The sequence below is a fragment of the Streptomyces sp. ActVer genome, assembly GCF_027270795.1.
In the GTDB taxonomy this organism is placed as follows: domain Bacteria; phylum Actinomycetota; class Actinomycetes; order Streptomycetales; family Streptomycetaceae; genus Streptomyces; species Streptomyces umbrinus_A.
The window spans coordinates 1-17,643 of record NZ_JAPWHT010000199.1; the positions used below are offsets into that span (position 1 = coordinate 1).

Sequence of the window (17,643 nt, forward strand, 5' to 3'; positions counted from 1 at the left end):
CCGCTCCTCGCGTCCGGTGAACCCGCAGATCACGACGCCATGGACAACCACACCAGACCCGTAACTTCACGGCCTTGCCCTAAAGCGCCCGCACCTCGTACGTCGCCACCCTCACCGTCTCGTCGTCCAGGCACTGGCCCGACTCCAGGTCGAAGCGTTGCTTGAGGAGGGGGGAGGCGACGAACGGGCGGCTCTGGTGGGTGCCGGTGAGTCCGCGGGAGAGGACGGCCGCGCCGGAGAACGGGTCGCGGTTGTCGATCGCGTACATGCGGCCCGTGCGGTCCAGGAAGAGCGCGACCTGGTGGCCGTCCGGGAGCAGTGCCGCCACCCCGCGGCCGGGCATCAGTACGGCCAGGTCGCAGACCGTGAACCAGCCGTCCGTCAGCTGGAGTTGGACCTTCGTCGTGGTGGTCTCGGGTGCGAGGGTCATCGCTGGGCGCTTCCTTCCAGGGGGCGCGTGCCGATGGTCAGCAGCGGCAGGTCGGGCTTGATCTGGTCGCGCTCGGGGACGAAGCCGACGACCGGGTCGGGGGTGTCCGGCGCGTTCACGAAGGAGACGAAGCGGGAGAGCTTCTCCGGGTCGTTGATGGTCTCGGCCCACTCGTCGCGGTAGTTCGCGACGTGCGCCGTCATCAGGGACTCCAGCTCCTCGCAGATGCCCAGCGAGTCCTCCACGACCACCTCGCGGATGTGGTCGAGGCCGCCGGGGATCCGCTCCAGCCAGGTCGAGGTGCGCTCCAGGCGGTCGGCCGTGCGGATGTAGAACATCAGGAAACGGTCGATCAGGCGGATCAGCTCGGCGTCGGAGAGGTCCTGGGCGAGGAGGTCGGCGTGGCGCGGGGTCGCGCCGCCGTTGCCGCCGACGTACAGGTTCCAGCCGTTGGCGGTGGCGATGATGCCGAAGTCCTTCGACTGGGCCTCCGCGCACTCGCGGGCGCACCCGGAGACCGCCGACTTGAGCTTGTGCGGGGACCTCAGACCCCGGTAGCGCAGCTCCAGGTCGATCGCCATGCGCACCGAGTCCTGGACGCCGTACCGGCACCAGGTCTGCCCGACGCAGGACTTGACCGTCCGCAGCGACTTTCCGTACGCGTGCCCGGACTCGAAGCCGGCGTCCACCAACCGGGCCCAGATCAGCGGGAGTTGCTCGACGCGTGCGCCGAACATGTCGATCCGCTGACCGCCCGTGATCTTCGTGTAGAGCCCGAAGTCCCGGGCCACCTCGCCGATCACGATGAGCTTCTCGGGGGTGATCTCGCCGCCGGGGATGCGCGGCACGATCGAGTACGAGCCGTTCTTCTGAAGGTTGGCGAGGAAGTGGTCGTTGGTGTCCTGGAGCGAGGCCTGCTCGCCGTCCAGGACATAGCCGTTGGCGCCGATCGTGGGCGCCAGCGAGGCGATGATCGAGCCGACCGCGGGCTTGCAGACCTCGCAGCCGTCGCCGTCCCGGGCGCCCTCACGCCCGTACCGGTCCAGGAGCTGCCGGTACGAGGTGATGCGCAGGGCGAGGACGATCTCGTACAGCTCCTCGCGGGTCTGGGAGAAGCAGCCGCACAGGCCCTTGTCGACCTCGACGCCGCTCGCCTCCAGTTCGGAGGTGACCAGCTGGCCGAGGACCTTGACACAACTGCCGCAGCCCGTACCGGCCTTGGTGCACTTCTTCACCTCGGGCACGGTCGTGCACCGGTGGTCGGTGACCGCGCCGCGGATCGCGCCCTTGGTGACGTTGTGGCAGGAGCAGATGATCGCCTCGTCAGGCAGCGCGGACGGGCCGAGCTGGACGGGCGCGCCGGCGCCGGCCGGCAGGACGAGCTGCTCCGGGGAGATCGGCGGGACCGAGCCGGTGAACGCGCGCAGCGTGCCGTACGCCTCCGCGTCGCCGACCAGGATGCCGCCGAGCAGTTCGCCGTTCCGGCCGATGACCAGCTTCTTGTACGTGCCGGAGCGGGAGTCGGAGTAGACGACGTCGAGGCAGTCCTCGGCCGTGCCGTGCGCGTCGCCGAAGGACGCCACGTCCACGCCGAGCAGCTTGAGCTTGGTGGACAGGTCGGCGCCGGTGAAGGACGCCTCGTCGGTGGCGATGGTCGCGGCGGCGGTCTCGGCCTGCTCGTAGCCGGGCGCGACCAGGCCGTACACCCGGCCGTCCGCCGCGAGCGCGCACTCGCCGATCGCGAACACGTGCGGGTCGTTCACGGTCCGGCACTGCTCGTCGACCGTGATGCCGCCGCGCTCGCCGACCGTCAGACCGCAGTCGCGGGCGAGCTGGTCGCGGGGGCGGACACCGGCCGAGAAGACCACCAGGTCGGTGGCGAGTTCGGAGCCGTCGGACAGCTTCATGCCGGTCACGGCGCCCGAGGCGTCCGTGACGATCTCCTGCGTGCCCACACCGGTGTGGACGCTCAGGCCCATGTCCTCGATGGTGCGCAGCAGGGCCGCGCCACCGCCGTCGTCGACCTGCACCGGCATCAGCCGCGGCGCGAACTCCACGATGTGGGAGGTGAGTCCGAGCCCCTTCAGCGCGCCGGCCGCCTCCAGGCCGAGCAGACCGCCGCCGACCACGGCACCGGTCGTCGCCCTCGACTTCGCGTACTCCTCGATCGCGAGGAGGTCCTCGATCGTGCGGTAGACGAAGCAGCCCTCGGCGTCCTTGTTCGGCACCGGCGGCACGAAGGGGTACGAGCCGGTCGCGAGGACGAGCGTGTCGTAGTCGACTGTCAGCCCGGAGCGGGCGGTCACCCGCTTCGCGGCCCGGTCGACCGTCTCGGCCGGGTCGCCGATGTGCAGCTCGATCCCGTGGTCCTTGATGAACTCCATGTCGGTCATGGACAGTTCCTCGGGCGTGGTCCCCGAGAAGTACGAGGTCAGCTGCACGCGGTCGTACGCGGGGCGTGGCTCCTCGCACAGCACGACCACACGGTGCGTGGCGGTCAGGCCGCGCTCGGCGAGCGCTTCGAGGAAGCGCTGGCCGACCATGCCATGGCCGACGAGCACGATCGTGGGGGTGCCCCCCAGGGTGGCGGTCATTCAGGAGCCTCCATCGTTGGTGAGCAGGTGGAGCAGGGGGCCGCCGTCGGAGGGCAGCGGCTCTGCTCCCTCCCAGGCGCGGGCGAGCGCGCCGACGGTGCCGAGCTCGCCGACGAGCACCCCGCCGACCAGGCGGTCGTCGCGGACGACGACCTTGCGGTACGTGCCGCGGGTGGCGTCGGTGAGCTGGATGACGTCGTCGCCGGGGAGCGGGGTGTGCTCCCCGAAGGCGGCGAGGTCGAGAGGGGTGCCGGAGGCGAGGGCGGGTCGGGCGAGGGTGAGACGGGTGAGGGCGCGGGTGCCGGTGTAGCCCGCGGGGGCTCCGGACGAGCCAGTACCCGGGTCCGTACCCGAGCTCGTCCCCTGGTCCGCCGCGGCCAGCAACTCGGCCAGGACGTCGGCCTGTTCGAGGGCGGGTGCGGCGAGACCGTAGACGTTTCCGTCGTGCTGGGCGCAGTCGCCGATCGCCCGGATGTGCGGGTCGGAGGTGCGCAGCTCGTCGTCGACGATGACGCCCTTGTGCACGGCGAGCCCCGCGTCCTGGGCGAGGCCCACCCTCGGGTGCACCCCGCAGGCAAGTACCACCAGGTCGGCGTCGAGCGCGTACCCGTCGGCCATCTCGACCGAGCGGACCGCACCGCCGACGCAGCGCACATCGCGCACCCGGCACTCGGTGTGCACCTCGACGCCGAGGTCCTTGAGGTGCCGCAGCACCAACTTGGACGCGGACGGGTCGAGCTGACGTTCCATCAGCCGCTCGGACTGCTGGGCCAGCATCACCTGCGCGCCGCGCTCGGCGAGCGCCCGGGCCGCCGAGACGCCGAGCAGTCCGCCGCCGATGACGACGGCCCGGGTGTCGGGCCGTACGGCCTTGGACAGGCCCAGGCAGTCGTCCATCGTGCGGAACGCGTGGACGCCTTCGGGCAGTTCGTGCCGGTCCGGGCCGAACAGGCCGCGCAGGGGCGGAAGGACCGGGTTCGAACCGGTGGCCAGGACCAGCGTGTCGTATGCGATCACCGAGCCGTCGGCGAAGTGCACCTGCCGCTCCGCGCGGTCGATGTGCACCGCCCGGCCGCGGGTCAGCCGCTCGGGCGTCGGCAGCGCGATGACCTCGGGGGCGTACCGCCCGGCCAGGACCTCCGCGAGCAGGACCCGGTTGTACGGGGTGTGCTCCTCGTCGCCGACGAGCACGGCGGACATGCCGAGCTCTCCGAGCCTGCGGGCGAGCCGTACGCCCGCGAGGCCGGCGCCGATCACCACCACACGCGTATTCGAGGTCATGTATCGCAGCGTGCGGTGCCGGTGTTACCCGGTCGCATCACCTCTGTTTCCCGCGGGGAACGCTGCCCTCAGCGGAGCCGGGTCGCGGATGTGAGGGTTTTCGGCGGGCGGGGCGGGGGCGCGACATCGGCGAGTTCGTGGACGCGCTGGAACGGGTCGCCGCCGGCGGCACCGCCCTCGACCCGGAGGTCGTCGCCCAGCTCTTCGGCGCGAGCCGCCGCGCCAACGCCCTGGACGCCCTCACGCCCCGCGAACGCGAGGTGCTCGCGCTGATGGCCGAGGGCCGCACGAACCACGCCGTCGCCACGTCCTTCGGCGTCTCGGAACGGGCCGTCGAGAAGCACATCGCCCACATCTTCACCAAGCTCGGCCTGCTGCCCTCCGACACGGGGAACCGGCGGGTGCCGGCGGTCCTGCGCTACTTGGAAACGGCGGGCTGAGCACCTGGAGGCGGCGGGCGAGGGCTCGTGGAAACGGCGAGCCGAGCGCCCTCGCCCGCCGGCGCCGAACCTCTGAAGATCCTCAAGGTTCGCAGGATTCGTGGACGGCACATCTACCTCGTCCATAGTGTCGCGATCATGCCCGACATATCGCTGACCATGGTCGTTGTCCTGTGCCTGACCGCTCTCGCGGCGGGCTGGATCGACGCGGTGGTGGGCGGTGGCGGGCTCCTGCTGCTCCCCGTACTGCTGCTCGGGCTGCCGAACTCGGGCTCGGCCGCCCAGTACGCGCTCGGCACCAACAAGGCCGTGGCGATCGTCGGCACCACGGGCGCGGCGGTGACGTACGCGCGCAAGGCGCCCGTGGACGTCGGCACGGCCGTACGGATCGGTCTCGCGGCGCTCGCCGGATCCTCGGGCGGCGCGCTCGTCGCCGCCGGGATGAGCACCGACGTGCTGAAGCCGGTGGTCATGGTCGTCCTGCTCGGCGTCGGCGCCTTCGTGATCCTGCGGCCCGCCTTCGGCACCGCGCCCTCGACCGCGCCCGTCTCCCCGCGCCGCGTCCTCGCCGCGATCGGCCTCGCGGGCCTCGGCATCGGCTTCTACGACGGACTCGTCGGCCCCGGCACGGGAACGTTCCTCGTGCTCGCCCTGACCGCGCTGCTCCACCTCGACCTGGTGACCGCCTCCGCCACCGCGAAGATCGTCAACTGCTGCACGAACGCGGGAGCGCTCGCGATGTTCGCCTGGCAGGGCACGGTCCACTGGCAGCTGGCCGCACTGATGGCCGTCTTCAACCTCGTCGGCGGAATGGTCGGGGCGCACACCGCGCTCAAGAAGGGCAGCGGGTTCGTCCGGGTCGTACTGCTGACGGTGGTCTTCGCACTGGTGGCGAACCTGGCGTACCAGCAGTGGCTGGCATAGCAGCCGACGTGGAGGCCGCCATGGCCGCCTGCTAGCGGCTGCCCGTCAGGTGGGCGAAGACGACCACGTTCCCCTGGTAGCCGGTCGCCTCCGAGTAGCCGCCGCCGCAGGTGATGACCCGCAGTTCCGGGCGCCGCGCGGCCCCGTACACCTTCTCGTCCGGAAAGTCCCGGGCGTCGTACACCTCGACCGCGTCGACGGAGAAGAGGGCGACCCTGCCGTCGCGGCGCTCGACCTCGATGGTGCTGTCCTTCTCCAGGGCGCCTAGGCGGTAGAAGACGGCGGGCCCCTCGGCGTTGTCGACATGGCCGGCGACGATCGCGGTGCCCGTCTCGCCCGGCGCGGTCCCGGCCTCGTACCAGCCGGCGAGGTTCGCCCGGTCGGCCGGCGGCACGTCGAGGCTGCCCTGCGGGGTGAGGCCGAGGCCCAGGAGGGGGGCGTCCACCCGGATCGAGGGGATGCGGACGCGTTCGGGCGGGGCGGGCGGCAGTGCGGCGGCCGCCGGCCGGTCCACATGAGCGCCCGCGCGCCCCTGCGCGGCCGAGGGCTGCGGCGGGGCATGCGTCCTTGCCCCACTGCGCAGCAGCCAGGCACCGGAGATGAGGGCGACGAGGGTGACGGCGACCATCGACATGGTGGCGAACCGGTGCACGTACGTCTCCTCTCCGGGGGAGCTGGGCACTGGGGGCTCGGAGGTGGGGGCTCGGGGGCCGGGGTTCCCGGCGTCTCCGTACCCCTGGTCGTCCGGGTCGCCCGGTCCCGCGTCCCCCTCCGGGCCGCGAGGGGCGTCGGGCCAGGAGGGGGAGGGGACGGCGGTACCGGCGGACGGACAGCGGAGGGTGTCCGTCAGATCCCGTCGCCTCTCGCCCGGCGATGCAGGAGCCAGGTACCGCCCGCGGCGGCGACGGCCAGGGCCGCCACTCCCGCCGCGGTCTGTACGGGGTCGGGGCCCAGTGCGGCGCCGACCCCCGTCTTCACGCTTCCTCTCGGGTGGACCTGCTGCCCGCTCTCCTCGGTGGAGGTGAGCGTGACCACCAGGTCGCCCGTCATCCGCTTGCCGCTCGAACAGCGCGCGACGATCTCGTACGTGCCGGGCTGTGCGTACGGCGGCACCCGGAACAGCCCGACCGCGTCGCCCTCGTGCGCGCTGGGCAGCAGGGTGAAGGCGCCCGCGCCGACGGCACCGGCGTCACCCGACACCGCGTCCGCCGCACCGCACGCCGCCGTGTTCACCGTGACCTCGGCGCCGGGAGCGACCGTGGCCGGGTACAGCTCGATGGACCCCGTTCCGCCGCCGTACGCGGGGGCGGCGGCCAGGGCCACCGCGGCGACGGCGAGCGCGGTACCGGTCAGCGGACGGGCTGTGCGCATCGTTGCTTGCTCCTCCGAGAGGGCACGACCCGCGGCACCCCCATGTGCCGCTGCGTCGGTCATGCCCCTGCCCTACCGAGGAAAGTGGCAGTCGGGGACGCACGCCTCCTGATGGGGCGTCAGAAACGATGTGAACGGGTGCCAGGTGGAGACTCCGGGCGGGCCGTCCGGGGATGTTTCGGCAGGTCATCGGCGTGTCGCCACCACATCCGCAAAAAGAACCCGAACGGAACGGGCGGCGCGTGTGAACGGGTGACCTGCCCTCCCGGACGACCACCCGACCGGCCGACTTGACCTGAAGTTTGGTTGAGGTATGAGGCTGGTCCCCATGAACTCCACCACAGAGGTTCCAGTCCCCCTCCCTGCCTCTCTCCCCGCGCCCGTCCCCCTCCCCGAGCCCCTGAGGATCGCGGTGATCGTCGGCAGCAACCGGGAGGGCCGTTTCGGTCCGGTCGTCGCGGAGTGGCTGCTGGGCCGGATCCGGGACCGGGCCGATCTGGCGGTGGACGTCGTCGACACCGCCGACGTACACCTGCCGACGGCTCTCTCCCACTCCCCGTCCGCCGAGGTGACCGCCGAGCTGGGCAAGGTCACACCCCGCCTGGCAGCCGCCGACGCCTTCGTCGTCCTCACCCCCGAGTACAACCACTCCTTCCCCGCGTCCCTCAAGACCCTCATCGACTGGCACTTCCACGAGTGGCGCGCCAAGCCCGTCGCCTTCGTCTCCTACGGCGGCCTCTCGGGCGGCCTGCGCGCCGTCGAACAGCTCCGCCAGGTCTTCGCCGAACTCCACGCCGTCACCGTCCGCGACACGGTGTCCTTCCACAACGCGGGCGCCTCCTTCGACGACCAGGGCCGGCACAAGGACCCCTCGGCCCCGGACGCGGCGGCAAAGGTGATGCTGGACCAGCTGGCGTGGTGGGGGCTGGCGCTGCGGGAGGCGAAGTCGGTTCGGCCGTACGGGGGTTAGGCCAGTGTGGAGGTAGGCCTGTGGGCGCGAAGACGGTCAGGTGCGGTCCCAGCCGGGGACAGCGAACCCGGGCACGGTACCCATCTTCGCCCCTCCCCGCCCCGGCCGTCGGCCGAGGCGGGGAGGTCTGAGTCTGCGCTGATAGCTATGAAAGGATTCCGCCCGTATAGGTCGATGCTGAGCTGCCGAGGAATGAGATGGCCACGACTCCTGCGACTGTCACCCGACGGACGGTGAGGGTCCATTCGTGCTGGACGAACACAGGGCTCAGGAACTGAAGCGCCGATCCGTAGACCAGCAGTTCGATCGCGAGGGATGACTCGAATTCCCAGGTGCCCCGAATCGCCGATCCTGCAATGTGGCCGACCACTACGGTGGCGCACCCCGCGAGGAACATCCCGAGCCCTCGGGACTCCGGGCCAGTGCGGCTTGCATCGCTTTTGGAACCCTGAGGAGGCGTAGTTCGTTCCCGGCAGATGAAACCGTAGACGATCACTGCGGCGGCGAGTAGCAGGCCAACCGTCGTGACCGCCGACATGACATCGTTGGCGGATGACGTTGATTCCGCCATGAGTGCCATCGTTCTGTCTCCTGTCGGTGCTTCTGGTGTGTTTCTTCAGGTGGAATTTGACGCGGCGCCCCGGTATTCGCTACCAGAGCGCCGCTGCGATCAAATTCCCTTACATGCGGCCTTGATAGCCGGGTAGCCGAGGAGGACCGCCGCTGCGTGGCGCACGGTTCCGGGGGATTTCTTTCCGCGCCGCATTGCGCGGACGTAGCTCACGAACCGACGAATGCCTACGTTGCGAACAACCCTGACGGACCGGATCAGGCGCAGGCTCGCACCGGCCGGTGTGAACTGCGACAAGAAGGCGACGATTGTCGCGACGCACAGGGCGAACTTCTTCCACTTCGACCACGACCACCACTTTCCGGTCAGGTCGTACATGTTGATTGGGTCCGGGGGATACCCGTAGGCATTGGCTCCACCGCCGTCAACCGGATCCGGTTGCAGGAACCGGCACGGCCAGCGGGAGGTGCGGCGCCAGCCGCGGCAGCCACCGCTGTTCCTTGTCCACCTGCCGGGCCCCACCGGGCAGCCGCGGCAGCCGTACGACCATGTTGTCGCCCAGCCGGTACATCGCGTTGTCGGTCCCGGCCGAGCGGACCTCCCGGACGGGCAGCTCCGCCCACTCGGGGAACTGTTCCGCCACCAGCCGGCCGACGAGCGCAGCGTCGATGTCGAGTTCGTCGGCGTGCATCTTCGAACCGGAGGCATGGGTCTCCGTAAGTCAGTCGTGGGCAGTCGTGGGCAGTCGTCGGGAGATGGTGCGGTCAGGAGGCGAAGAGATCGCGTCCGGCGCCGATCCGGTGGAGTTCCTCCCACGGATACGGGGTTCGCCTGCTCTCGTTCTGGAGTGTGCGGCTGAAGTCCGCGAACACCGTGGCCAGTGGCGCGTATCGCGTCACGATCGCCGCGGCGGTATCGGGGAGTTCGGCGGGGTGGGCGCCGTGGGCGCAGGCGCGGATCATCTCTTCGCGCTCGTCCCTCCCGTACGCGTAGACGGCGGTGATCAGCCATTTCACCAGGTAGGTGATCGTGTAGCAGCGGTCGTACGTCCGGTGCCGCTCGAAGAAGCGGGTGTGTTCCGGGGAGAGACCGAAACCGGAGGACAGGGCCAGGCCGTAGTCGGCGAAGTACAGGCGCCGGCCGTCGGTCAGGATGTTCTCGAAGTGGGCGTCGAAGTGGATGAGCCCGCGCGAGTTCATGAAGGAAGTGCCCGCGTGCAGGGCCTCGTCCACCCAGGAGCACGCCCGGTCCGCCGGCTCGCCGCCCTCCTCGATCCGTTCGCCGAGCCAGTGGTGGAGGGTCTGCGGTACGTACTCCAGGAAGAGGGTGAGGCTCGCCGAGGCATCCCGGAGCCCTTCGAGCCGATGGCGTACCTCCGGGCTGCCGTTCCAGAACGCGACGACCTGGTCGACGTCGGCCAGCTCCTCGGGGAGGGCCTGCGCGTCACCCGATTCGCCTGAGTTGCCCGAGCCGCTCGCATAGTCCGGCAGTACACGCCAGTGGTACGTCAGCGGAAAGCCCTGGAAGTCGTTCGCGAGCACCCAGTCCGTGGTCATCTCGTGCACGGCCAGTTCCTGCCAGGCTCCGAAGCCGGGCCCGCCGATGCCGTAGTGGCAGATGGCGGGCAGCCCGTAGACGTTCGCGGTCGACCGGACGTTCTCCGGCAGCGTGTCCGCCGCGGTCAGGGGCACGCGCTTGACGAAGACCTGGGTGCCGTCGACATCGAGGAGCGCCGACCGCCCGCCGATGCCGGAACCGAGCGGCGCCGCCCCGCGCACGAGGGCGTTCAGTTCGTCGTCGCCGTATTTGGCCAACGCGGCGGAGGCGGCGGTGTACGTGGTCAGGCGCGCACCGTGCGACCTGCTGGATGTGTCACCGCGGTACCGGGAATCGGGCATTGGCTCAGAGTTCCACAGGGGCATGGCCGGGGACACCGGAATTCCCCACGGGATGATCTCGGAGCACGGACGGCTCTATCTTGCTTGGGGAAAGGGCGGAGGGGCCGGTCTCGTCGGCCCAACAGGGCCGCACCCACGAAGACGCCCACGGCCGCCCCTCCGCCCGCCCGTACGGCGCCACGGACCTCCTCGCCGACGTCCACGCCGCCGCCGACCTCTTCCGCGTGGTCTGACCGTCAGGGACGGGCGTAGGGCCGGGTCAGGATCTCCATGTTGTGGCCGTCCGGGTCGGCGAAGTAGGCGCCGCGGCCGCCGAACAGGTCGTTGGTCCTGACTGGTTCGGTGTGGTTGGGATCCGCGTAGTACGTGACCCCGAGGACCTCCAGGCGGGCGATCATGGCGTCGAAGCGGGTGTCCGGCACGAGGAACGCGTAGTGCTGGGACTGGATCGGCCCGTCCCTGAACTCGTAGTAGTCGAGGGTCAAGCCGTTGCCGAGGTCGACGGGCAGGAAGGGCCCGAAGGGGGCACTGACCTCCAGCTCCAGGGCCGACCCGGCAGTCACCCGACCGACCCTGGTGGCGGGGCGGGGCCGGAGCAACGCGGTTTCCCGGCCGAGCCCCCCCAGTGGGCTCCCACCTCTTACCGCGCTGCCCCGCCACCCGTTCCACGAGCCCGGCGTCAGTTCACCGACACCGCCGACCAGGCCGCACCCACCGCCCGGTACTCCGCGCTGCTCGCCCCGTACAGATCCTTCGCCGCGCTCAGCGTGGCGGCTCGCGCGCCCGCGTACTTCGTCGACGACGTCATGTAGACCGTCAGCGCCCGGTACCAGATCGCGCCGAGCTTGGCCTTGCCGATGCCGGTCACCTTCGCGCCGTTGCAGGTCGTGCCGTTGTGGGCGACGCCGCCGATGGTCTTCGGGCCGCTGCCCTCCGCGAGCAGGTACGCGAAGTGGTTGGCGACGCCGGAGGAGTAGTGGACGTCCAGGTCACCGACCGTCGAGGTCCAGCAGTCCGCGGAGTTGCCGTCCTTGGAGGGCTGGTCCATGTAGCGCAGGGCGGAGCGGCCGAAGCCGGACTTCACGATCTTCTCGCCGATCCGCCAGTCCCCGGGGTCGGCGGGGTTCTTGGCGTAGAACTCCACCAGCGTGCCGAAGATGTCCGACGTCGCCTCGTTCAGACCGCCGGGCTCGCCCGAGTACGTCAGCGCCGCCGTCTTGGACGTCACTCCGTGCGACATCTCGTGCCCGGCCACGTCCAGTGACACCAGCGGTCCGAAGGTCTTCCCGTCACCGTCCCCGTACGTCATGCAGAAGCAACTGTCGTCCCAGAACGCGTTGTTGTACGCGCTGCCGTAGTGCACCCGGTTGAACGAGCCCTTGCCGTCGCCCGCGATGCCGGTGCGCCTGTGGACGTTCTTGTAGTAGTCCCAGGTGGTGTCGGTGCCGTACTGCGCGTCCACCGCCGCCGAGGCGCGGCTCGAAGTCGCCCCGGTTCCCCAGTGGTTGTCGGCGTCGGTGAGGACGGGTGCGGGGGCGCGCTGGTAGCAGATGATGAGGATGCAGGAGTCGGTCTTGTTCTTGGTGTCGCCCGTGTACGTGTTTCCCCGTGTGGGGTCGGAGAGTTGGTACGTGGAACCGGACCGCGTCGTCTGCAGCGGGACCTTGCCGCTGTAGAGGGAACGGCCGTCGCCGGTGGCCGTCTCGATGCTGTCCCAGGCGTCGATCTGCTTGCCGGTCACCGCGTCGGTGAGGACCACGCGGGCGACGGGGTTGCCGAGCGAGTCCTTGCCCCCGGCCTCGGTGCGCCAGGCAAGCTTCGGAGTGCCGTGCAGGGCGTCAACGACCAACTGGGGCTTGGCGGTTATCTTGCGGAGCGTCTCGCCGACGTTCGCGAGACGCAGTGCCGCGGCGGCCAGGTCGGCGGCCTTCGGGGCGGACACCGACGGCGTGATGCTCGCGAGGGAGAGCGGACGCGTGGTGGCCCGGTCGGTACCGCGGTAGTTCCCGCCCGCTGTCATATGGATCACGAAGTCGCCGCCCAGCACGGGGAGTTGGCGGTACGTCCGGTCGTAGCGCACATGCTGGGTGCCGTCCGCGTCGACGACCACGTCACGGGCCCTGGTGCCCTGCGCGGAGGTGAGGCCCAGCCGGGCGGCCTGGTCGGCGAGCACCGCCGCCGCGTTGCCGAGGACGGTGTCCCGGGTCGGTCCGTCGGCCGTCACCGCGCTCGGGGCCAGCGCCCCCGCCAGCAGAGTGGTGGCCGCCGCCGACATACCGACGGTGGCGAGGCGCGAGCCTCGGATGTGCCGTGTCCGACTCATCGAACTCCTCGGGAAGGCACGCGAAACGCGTGGTGGTGGGGGGAGTGGGGAGTGGCTCGTGGGGGTGTCCGCACAGTTCTAGGCGGCCCGGACCTGGCATGTCCATAGCGGACTGCCGGGGGATGTGTGAGGGGTGAGAATCGTTTCTGCAAAGGTCAGAGGTCCGGGCACGCCGGGAGAGGCCGGTGGGAGCAAGCCCGGAGACGCTGGGGAGAGCAAGCCCGGAGACGCCGGGGAGAGCAAGCCCGGAGACGCCGGGGAGAGCAAGCCCGGAGACACCGGGGAGAGGAGACCACCGGGTGAGCGGCCGACTGCCCTTCTTCGTCTACGGGACCCTGCGACCCGGCGAGCCCAACCACGACCTCTTCCTGCGCGGCCGCACGCGCTCGGAGGTGCCGGGACGGCTCACCGGCGCGGTGCTCTACGACGGGCCGGGCTACCCGTACGCCGTCGAGGAACCCGGCGGCGTGGTGTGCGGAGAACTCGTCACGGCCGACCCCGACCAGTACGGCCAACTCCTCGGCGCCCTCGACCGGTTGGAGGAGTACGCGCCGGGCGACCCCGCCAACCTCTACGAGCGCGTGGCCAGAGAGGTGACCCGCGAGGACGGCACGGACGTACGGGCCTGGGTGTACGTGGCAGCCCCGTCGGTCGCGGCGGCGCTGCGGGCGAGGGGCAGGCGCATCGACGGGGGCGACTGGCGGACGCGCTGAGGCGGGGCATCACGCGACGCCCCTTCAAGGGCGCGGCGGGGCTGTGTCCATATGCGGCTCCGCCGCGTGGGCGCGACAAGCCACAACGAACCCGCAGCCGACTACAAGCTCAGCCCACCCGCTCCACCCGCACCGCACAGGCCTTGAACTCCGGCATGCGCGAGGTCGGGTCGAGCGCCGGATTGGTCAACGTGTTGGCCCGCCCCTCGCCCGGCCAGTGGAACGGCATGAACACGGTGTCGGGCCGGATGGAGGTGGTGATCCGCGCGGGCGCGACGGCACGCCCGCGCCGCGACACCACCGCCAGCGGCTCCCCCTCCACCGCCCCAACGCGCTCGGCCAGCCGAGGATGCAACTCCACGAACGAACTCGGCGCGGCGGTGTTCAGCTCGTCGACCCGCCGGGTCTGCGCACCGGACTGGTACTGCGAAACGACCCGCCCGGTGGTCAGCAACACCGGATACTCCTCGTCCGGCTCCTCGGCCGCCGGCCGATGGTTCACGGCGACGAACCGCGCACGCCCGTCAGGGGTGGCGAACCGGTCGAGAAAAAGACGCGGCGTGCCGGGATGGGCACGGGGCCCCTCAGCCCCACCCGCCTCCTCACCGGCGGAGCCACTCGCCGGACACGGCCAGAACACCCCGTTCTCCTCCGCCAGACGGCGATACGTGATGCCCGAGTAGTCGGCGGGCCCGCCCGCGCTGGCCCTGCGCAGTTCCTCGAAGACCTCCTCCGGGTCCGTGGGGAAGCCCTTCTCCACGCCCAGCCGGTCGGCCAGTTCGTGCATCACGTGCAGATCGCTGTGGACGCCCTCCGGAGGAGTGATCGCCTGCTTGCGCAGCAGGACCCGCCCCTCCAGGTTGGTCGTCGTGCCGCCCTCCTCGGCCCACTGGGTGACGGGCAGGACGACGTCCGCGAGCTCGGCCGTCTCGGACAGCACCACGTCGGCGACCGCGAGGAAGTCGAGGGACTTCAGCCGCTCCTCGATGTGGGCGGCCCGGGGCGCGGACACCACCGGGTTCGACGCCATCAGCAGCAGCGCGCGGATGTCCGTACCCATGGCGTCGAGCAGTTCGTACGCGCTGCGGCCGGGCCCCGGCAGCGAGTCGGGGTCGACACCCCAGACCGCGGCCACATGACGGCGGGCCGCGGGATCGTCGAGCTTGCGGTAGCCGGGCAACTGGTCGGCCTTCTGGCCGTGTTCACGCCCGCCCTGGCCGTTGCCCTGCCCGGTGAGGCAGCCGTATCCGGAGAAGGGCCGCCCCGGACGCCCGGTCGCCAGACAGAGGTTGATCCACGCGCCGACGGTGTCCGTGCCCTTGGATTGCTGCTCGGGCCCGCGTGCGGTGAGCACCATCGCGGACTCCGGCTCGCAGAACATCCGTACCGTCTCCCGGAGTTCGGGTACGGAGACGCCCGTGATCCGCTCCACGTACTCCGGCCAGTGCGCCATCGCGGCGGCCCGCGCCTCCTCCCAGCCGCTGGTCCGCTCCTGGATGTACGCCTCGTCCGTACGCCCCTCCGCCACCACCAGGTGCAACAGCCCGAGGGCCAGGGCGAGATCCGTGCCCGGGCGGGGCGCGAGGTGCAGGTCGGCCTGCTCGGCGGTCCGGGTGCGGCGCGGGTCGATGACGACCAACGTGCCGCCGTTCTCCTTGAGTTCGGTGAGATAGCGGAGCGCCGGCGGCATGGTCTCGGCGAGGTTGGAACCGACCAGGACGACGCACCCCGACTTCGGGATGTCCTCCAGGGGGAAGGGCAGTCCCCGGTCCAGGCCGAAGGCCTTGATACCGCCGGCCGCCGCCGACGACATGCAGAAACGGCCGTTGTAGTCGATCTGCGAGGTGCCGAGCACGACCCGGGCGAACTTCCCGAGCGTGTACGCCTTCTCGTTGGTCAGCCCGCCCCCGCCGAACACCCCGCACGCGTCCGGGCCATGCTCCGTACGCGTGCGGGACAGCTCCTCGGCGATCCGGCCGAGCGCCTCGTCCCAGCCGGCCGGCTCCAGCACTCCCGCCCTCCGGATCAGGGGCGAGGTCAGCCGCACCCCGGGGGAGAGCAGCGCGGGCGCCGTACGGCCCTTGCCGCACAGGGCGCCCCGGTTCACCGGAAAGTCCGGGCGCTCCGTCACCTCGACCGGACTGCCGCCGCCGTCCGGCGTGGGCGTCAGATTCATCCCGCACTGCAACGCGCAGTACGGGCAGTGGGTGGGCGTGGCGGTGGTCTGCATACCGGTCAGCCTGCGTCGGCCGTGTTACGCGGCGGGACGCTCCCCGTTACGCGGCAGGCACGGGGACCTCCCCGCCGGGGCCGGCGGGACGTGAGGAAGTCCCGCCGGCCCCGCTCAGGAGCAGCGCCCACTCAGCCGCTGGTTCAGTGGCCGGCTCAGCACACGTACGCGTAGTACGGGACGTCGCCCAGGTCCAGACCGATGCGTCCGACTCCGCCGGGGCCGATCTGGATACAGCTCGGGTCGAAGCCGTCGACTTCGGCACTGGCGGAGATCGTGTAGTTGCACACGTTGTGGATGTCGGCCCAACCGTCGCGCCGTAGGCACCGAGCTTGGCGCACCCCGGCTCCTTCGCCGCCTCGTCGTCGTCCGCCACGGCGGTCGTCATGGCGGCCGGAGCCGAGAACAACGCGGCCGTCATGGCGGCGACGAAGGCGGTACGCAGACCAGTCATCTACCGGCCAGCCGCCGCCAACGCCCTTTCCACGCCCGGCTCTTGGGGTCCGAGGAAGCGGGGATCCGGCTCGAAGACCGCGTCCAGGAGCGCCTTCCCCGCCGCGAAGACCTCCCGGGCGCCCCCGTAGTACCAGGTCACGTCGTGCACGGCGTCCACCCCGACTCCGTACGACGTGACGCCCGCCTCCTGGCAGAGCGCGACCGCCCGTCGGATGTGAAAGCCCTGGCTGATCAGTACGGCCCTGTCGACGCCGAAGATCTTCTTGGCCCGTACGCAGGAGTCCCAGGTGTCGAAGCCCGCGTAGTCGCTGACGATCCGCGCGTCGGGCACACCACGCTCCGTGAGGTACGTACGCATGGCGTCCGGCTCGTCGTAGTCCTCGCGGCTGTTGTCGCCGGTGACCAGAACCACCTCCACGCGTCCGTCCCGGTACAGCTCGGCCGCCGCGTCCAGCCGGTGCGCGAGGTACGGCGACGGCTCGCCGCGCCACAGCCCCGCCCCGAAGACGACCGCCACCTCGGTGCGCGGCACGTCCGCCATCGTCCGCAGCCGGTCGCCCGTGACCACGTACATCCACGTCGACGGAAGCAGCGCGAGGACGCACCCGGCCATCACGGCCTGCACGGCCCGGCGCTGCCCCGTCCGGGTCCGCGGCAGGCGCGGTCTCGGCAGGCGTGGCCGCGGCAGCTTCGGCAGCTTCGGACGACGCATCGGACGGTCCCTCCCCAGGTGGCCTCGCCCCTGAGGACGCCCAACACGGTGATCCGGTTCGCCGGGCGCACAGTGACCAGCTTCACCCGGGGAACCGTAACCGCAGGTCACCGCGCCTCACAGACCCCGTACACCCCACCGTGAACCGCCGGAAAACACCCGTCATTCCGGCGCAACGGGGCGGCAACCTCCGACCCGCACCATCGGTGCATGACGGCGTCGAATACTCCTCGCGACGAGTCCAAGCCCCGCCCCGGCGGCCAGCCGCTGCGTGGCGCCCACCTCGACAGTACGGCGCAACTCATGAACCGGATCACCAGCCAGCTCGGCAGTCAGCTCGGCCTCGTGTCCCTCAACGGCACCCGGCGCCCCGCCCCGCCCGCGCTCGTCCTCGTGGGCCACGGCAGCCGCGACCCGCGCGCCCTGAGCACCGTCCGGACCCTCCTGGCCCGGATCCGCGACCTGCGCCCCGGTCTGCCCGTGCACCTGGGGCACATCGAGCTGAACGAGCCCCTGCTGCCCGACACGCTCGCGGGCCTCGGCACCGGCGACGCCGTCCTCGTACCGCTGCTGCTCAGCCGCGGCTACCACGTCAAGCAGGACATCCCCGAGGCCGCGGCCGCCGCCCGGGCGAACACCCGCGTCGCCGGGCCGCTCGGCCCGCACCCGCTCCTCGTGGAGACGCTGTACGAGCGCCTGACCGAGGCCGGCTGGCGGGCGCCCCGGAGAT

The 17,643-nt window shown here is 71.1% G+C and carries 18 protein-coding genes and 2 pseudogenes; 6 read left to right on the plus strand and 14 right to left on the minus strand.

From position 1 onward, the window contains the following. Nucleotides 1–79: 79 nt before the first annotated feature. Genes nirD through O3Q52_RS28670 form a run of 3 tightly spaced genes read right to left on the minus strand, consistent with a single transcriptional unit; the run spans nucleotide 80 to nucleotide 4,305 of the window. The gene (gene nirD, locus O3Q52_RS28660) at nucleotides 80–430 is read right to left on the minus strand and encodes a nitrite reductase small subunit NirD (RefSeq protein WP_269651589.1); all 351 of its coding nucleotides are present in this window, start codon (nucleotides 428–430) and stop codon (nucleotides 80–82) included. Next, nucleotides 427–3,024: a nitrite reductase large subunit NirB gene (nirB, locus tag O3Q52_RS28665; protein WP_269651590.1), complete on the minus strand. Its 2,598-nt coding sequence runs from the start codon at nucleotides 3,022–3,024 to the stop codon at nucleotides 427–429. The genes nirD and nirB overlap by 4 nt, the downstream gene beginning before the upstream one ends. Beyond that, on the minus strand, nucleotides 3,025–4,305 hold the full coding sequence (locus O3Q52_RS28670; RefSeq protein ID WP_269651591.1) for an NAD(P)/FAD-dependent oxidoreductase: 1,281 nt from the start codon (nucleotides 4,303–4,305) through the stop codon (nucleotides 3,025–3,027). Between the two features lie 131 nt (nucleotides 4,306–4,436). Here O3Q52_RS28670 and O3Q52_RS28675 point away from each other — a divergent pair. Both O3Q52_RS28675 and O3Q52_RS28680 read left to right on the plus strand, forming a co-directional pair. Next, nucleotides 4,437–4,745: pseudogene (locus O3Q52_RS28675) on the plus strand (response regulator transcription factor); the annotation flags it as partial. Nucleotides 4,746–4,883: 138 nt separating this feature from the next. Next, nucleotides 4,884–5,669 carry a TSUP family transporter gene (locus O3Q52_RS28680; protein ID WP_269651592.1) on the plus strand — a complete coding sequence of 262 codons (786 nt, stop codon included), beginning with the start codon at nucleotides 4,884–4,886 and terminating at the stop codon, nucleotides 5,667–5,669. 31 nt (nucleotides 5,670–5,700) lie between these two features. Here O3Q52_RS28680 and O3Q52_RS28685 read toward each other — a convergent pair whose 3' ends face one another. Then, nucleotides 5,701–6,303 carry a class F sortase gene (locus O3Q52_RS28685; RefSeq protein ID WP_269651605.1) on the minus strand — a complete coding sequence of 201 codons (603 nt, stop codon included), beginning with the start codon at nucleotides 6,301–6,303 and terminating at the stop codon, nucleotides 5,701–5,703. Nucleotides 6,304–6,515: 212 nt separating this feature from the next. Further along, entirely contained in the window at nucleotides 6,516–7,040 is a 525-nt protein-coding gene (locus O3Q52_RS28690) for a hypothetical protein (RefSeq protein WP_269651593.1), read from the minus strand. Nucleotides 7,041–7,368: 328 nt separating this feature from the next. On the opposite strand from O3Q52_RS28690, the gene O3Q52_RS28695 reads away from it, so the two are divergent. Then, entirely contained in the window at nucleotides 7,369–8,010 is a 642-nt protein-coding gene (locus tag O3Q52_RS28695) for an NADPH-dependent FMN reductase (protein WP_269651594.1), read from the plus strand. A 145-nt stretch (nucleotides 8,011–8,155) separates the two neighbouring features. On the opposite strand, the gene O3Q52_RS28700 is transcribed toward O3Q52_RS28695, so the two are convergent. The 4 genes and pseudogenes from O3Q52_RS28700 to O3Q52_RS28715 all read right to left on the minus strand — a co-directional run bounded on the left by O3Q52_RS28700 (nucleotide 8,156) and on the right by O3Q52_RS28715 (nucleotide 10,479). Continuing rightward, a complete protein-coding gene (locus O3Q52_RS28700; protein ID WP_269651595.1) occupies nucleotides 8,156–8,590 on the minus strand; it encodes a hypothetical protein in 435 nt (144 codons plus the stop codon). Nucleotides 8,591–8,680: 90 nt separating this feature from the next. Further along, nucleotides 8,681–8,959 carry a hypothetical protein gene (locus O3Q52_RS28705; RefSeq protein ID WP_269651596.1) on the minus strand — a complete coding sequence of 93 codons (279 nt, stop codon included), beginning with the start codon at nucleotides 8,957–8,959 and terminating at the stop codon, nucleotides 8,681–8,683. A 64-nt stretch (nucleotides 8,960–9,023) separates the two neighbouring features. After that, nucleotides 9,024–9,272: pseudogene (locus tag O3Q52_RS28710) on the minus strand (phosphotransferase); the annotation flags it as partial. 73 nt (nucleotides 9,273–9,345) lie between these two features. After that, nucleotides 9,346–10,479, minus strand: a complete 1,134-nt coding sequence (locus O3Q52_RS28715; protein WP_269651597.1) for a serine/threonine-protein kinase — start codon at nucleotides 10,477–10,479, stop codon at nucleotides 9,346–9,348. Nucleotides 10,480–10,559: 80 nt separating this feature from the next. Between O3Q52_RS28715 and O3Q52_RS28720 the strand changes: the two genes are divergently transcribed. After that, nucleotides 10,560–10,712, plus strand: coding sequence for a hypothetical protein (locus O3Q52_RS28720; protein ID WP_269651598.1), 153 nt, complete (start codon nucleotides 10,560–10,562; stop codon nucleotides 10,710–10,712). A 3-nt stretch (nucleotides 10,713–10,715) separates the two neighbouring features. Here O3Q52_RS28720 and O3Q52_RS28725 read toward each other — a convergent pair whose 3' ends face one another. Both O3Q52_RS28725 and O3Q52_RS28730 read right to left on the minus strand, forming a co-directional pair. Further along, on the minus strand, nucleotides 10,716–11,042 hold the full coding sequence (locus O3Q52_RS28725) for a VOC family protein (protein WP_332112951.1): 327 nt from the start codon (nucleotides 11,040–11,042) through the stop codon (nucleotides 10,716–10,718). 116 nt (nucleotides 11,043–11,158) lie between these two features. Then, nucleotides 11,159–12,802, minus strand: coding sequence for a M4 family metallopeptidase (locus O3Q52_RS28730; RefSeq protein ID WP_269651599.1), 1,644 nt, complete (start codon nucleotides 12,800–12,802; stop codon nucleotides 11,159–11,161). A gap of 299 nt (nucleotides 12,803–13,101) precedes the next feature. Between O3Q52_RS28730 and O3Q52_RS28735 the strand changes: the two genes are divergently transcribed. Further along, nucleotides 13,102–13,515: a gamma-glutamylcyclotransferase family protein gene (locus O3Q52_RS28735; RefSeq protein ID WP_269651600.1), complete on the plus strand. Its 414-nt coding sequence runs from the start codon at nucleotides 13,102–13,104 to the stop codon at nucleotides 13,513–13,515. A gap of 109 nt (nucleotides 13,516–13,624) precedes the next feature. On the opposite strand, the gene O3Q52_RS28740 is transcribed toward O3Q52_RS28735, so the two are convergent. The 3 genes from O3Q52_RS28740 to O3Q52_RS28750 all read right to left on the minus strand — a co-directional run bounded on the left by O3Q52_RS28740 (nucleotide 13,625) and on the right by O3Q52_RS28750 (nucleotide 16,913). Then, complete coding sequence (locus tag O3Q52_RS28740; RefSeq protein WP_269651601.1) at nucleotides 13,625–15,745, minus strand: molybdopterin oxidoreductase family protein; 2,121 nt, start codon at nucleotides 15,743–15,745, stop codon at nucleotides 13,625–13,627. Between the two features lie 155 nt (nucleotides 15,746–15,900). Next, a complete protein-coding gene (locus O3Q52_RS28745; protein ID WP_269651602.1) occupies nucleotides 15,901–16,086 on the minus strand; it encodes a hypothetical protein in 186 nt (61 codons plus the stop codon). Nucleotides 16,087–16,199: 113 nt separating this feature from the next. Next, entirely contained in the window at nucleotides 16,200–16,913 is a 714-nt protein-coding gene (locus O3Q52_RS28750; RefSeq protein ID WP_269651603.1) for a vancomycin high temperature exclusion protein, read from the minus strand. A 210-nt stretch (nucleotides 16,914–17,123) separates the two neighbouring features. Here O3Q52_RS28750 and O3Q52_RS28755 point away from each other — a divergent pair. Continuing rightward, a partial coding sequence (locus tag O3Q52_RS28755; RefSeq protein WP_269651604.1) for a sirohydrochlorin chelatase occupies nucleotides 17,124–17,643 on the plus strand: 520 nt, incomplete at its 3' end.

Excerpts from the sequence above, each read along its gene's own strand:
- nirD (WP_269651589.1), bottom strand. The coding sequence starts at position 430 with ATGACCCTCGCACCCGAGACCACCACGACGAAGGTCCAACTCCAGCTG.
- nirB (WP_269651590.1), bottom strand. The coding sequence starts at position 3,024 with ATGACCGCCACCCTGGGGGGCACCCCCACGATCGTGCTCGTCGGCCAT.
- O3Q52_RS28670 (WP_269651591.1), bottom strand. The coding sequence starts at position 4,305 with ATGACCTCGAATACGCGTGTGGTGGTGATCGGCGCCGGCCTCGCGGGC.
- O3Q52_RS28680 (WP_269651592.1), top strand. The coding sequence starts at position 4,884 with ATGCCCGACATATCGCTGACCATGGTCGTTGTCCTGTGCCTGACCGCT.
- O3Q52_RS28685 (WP_269651605.1), bottom strand. The coding sequence starts at position 6,303 with ATGTCGATGGTCGCCGTCACCCTCGTCGCCCTCATCTCCGGTGCCTGG.
- O3Q52_RS28690 (WP_269651593.1), bottom strand. The coding sequence starts at position 7,040 with ATGCGCACAGCCCGTCCGCTGACCGGTACCGCGCTCGCCGTCGCCGCG.
- O3Q52_RS28695 (WP_269651594.1), top strand. The coding sequence starts at position 7,369 with ATGAACTCCACCACAGAGGTTCCAGTCCCCCTCCCTGCCTCTCTCCCC.
- O3Q52_RS28700 (WP_269651595.1), bottom strand. The coding sequence starts at position 8,590 with ATGGCACTCATGGCGGAATCAACGTCATCCGCCAACGATGTCATGTCG.
- O3Q52_RS28705 (WP_269651596.1), bottom strand. The coding sequence starts at position 8,959 with ATGTACGACCTGACCGGAAAGTGGTGGTCGTGGTCGAAGTGGAAGAAG.
- O3Q52_RS28715 (WP_269651597.1), bottom strand. The coding sequence starts at position 10,479 with ATGCCCGATTCCCGGTACCGCGGTGACACATCCAGCAGGTCGCACGGT.
- O3Q52_RS28730 (WP_269651599.1), bottom strand. The coding sequence starts at position 12,802 with ATGAGTCGGACACGGCACATCCGAGGCTCGCGCCTCGCCACCGTCGGT.
- O3Q52_RS28740 (WP_269651601.1), bottom strand. The coding sequence starts at position 15,745 with ATGCAGACCACCGCCACGCCCACCCACTGCCCGTACTGCGCGTTGCAG.
- O3Q52_RS28750 (WP_269651603.1), bottom strand. The coding sequence starts at position 16,913 with ATGCGTCGTCCGAAGCTGCCGAAGCTGCCGCGGCCACGCCTGCCGAGA.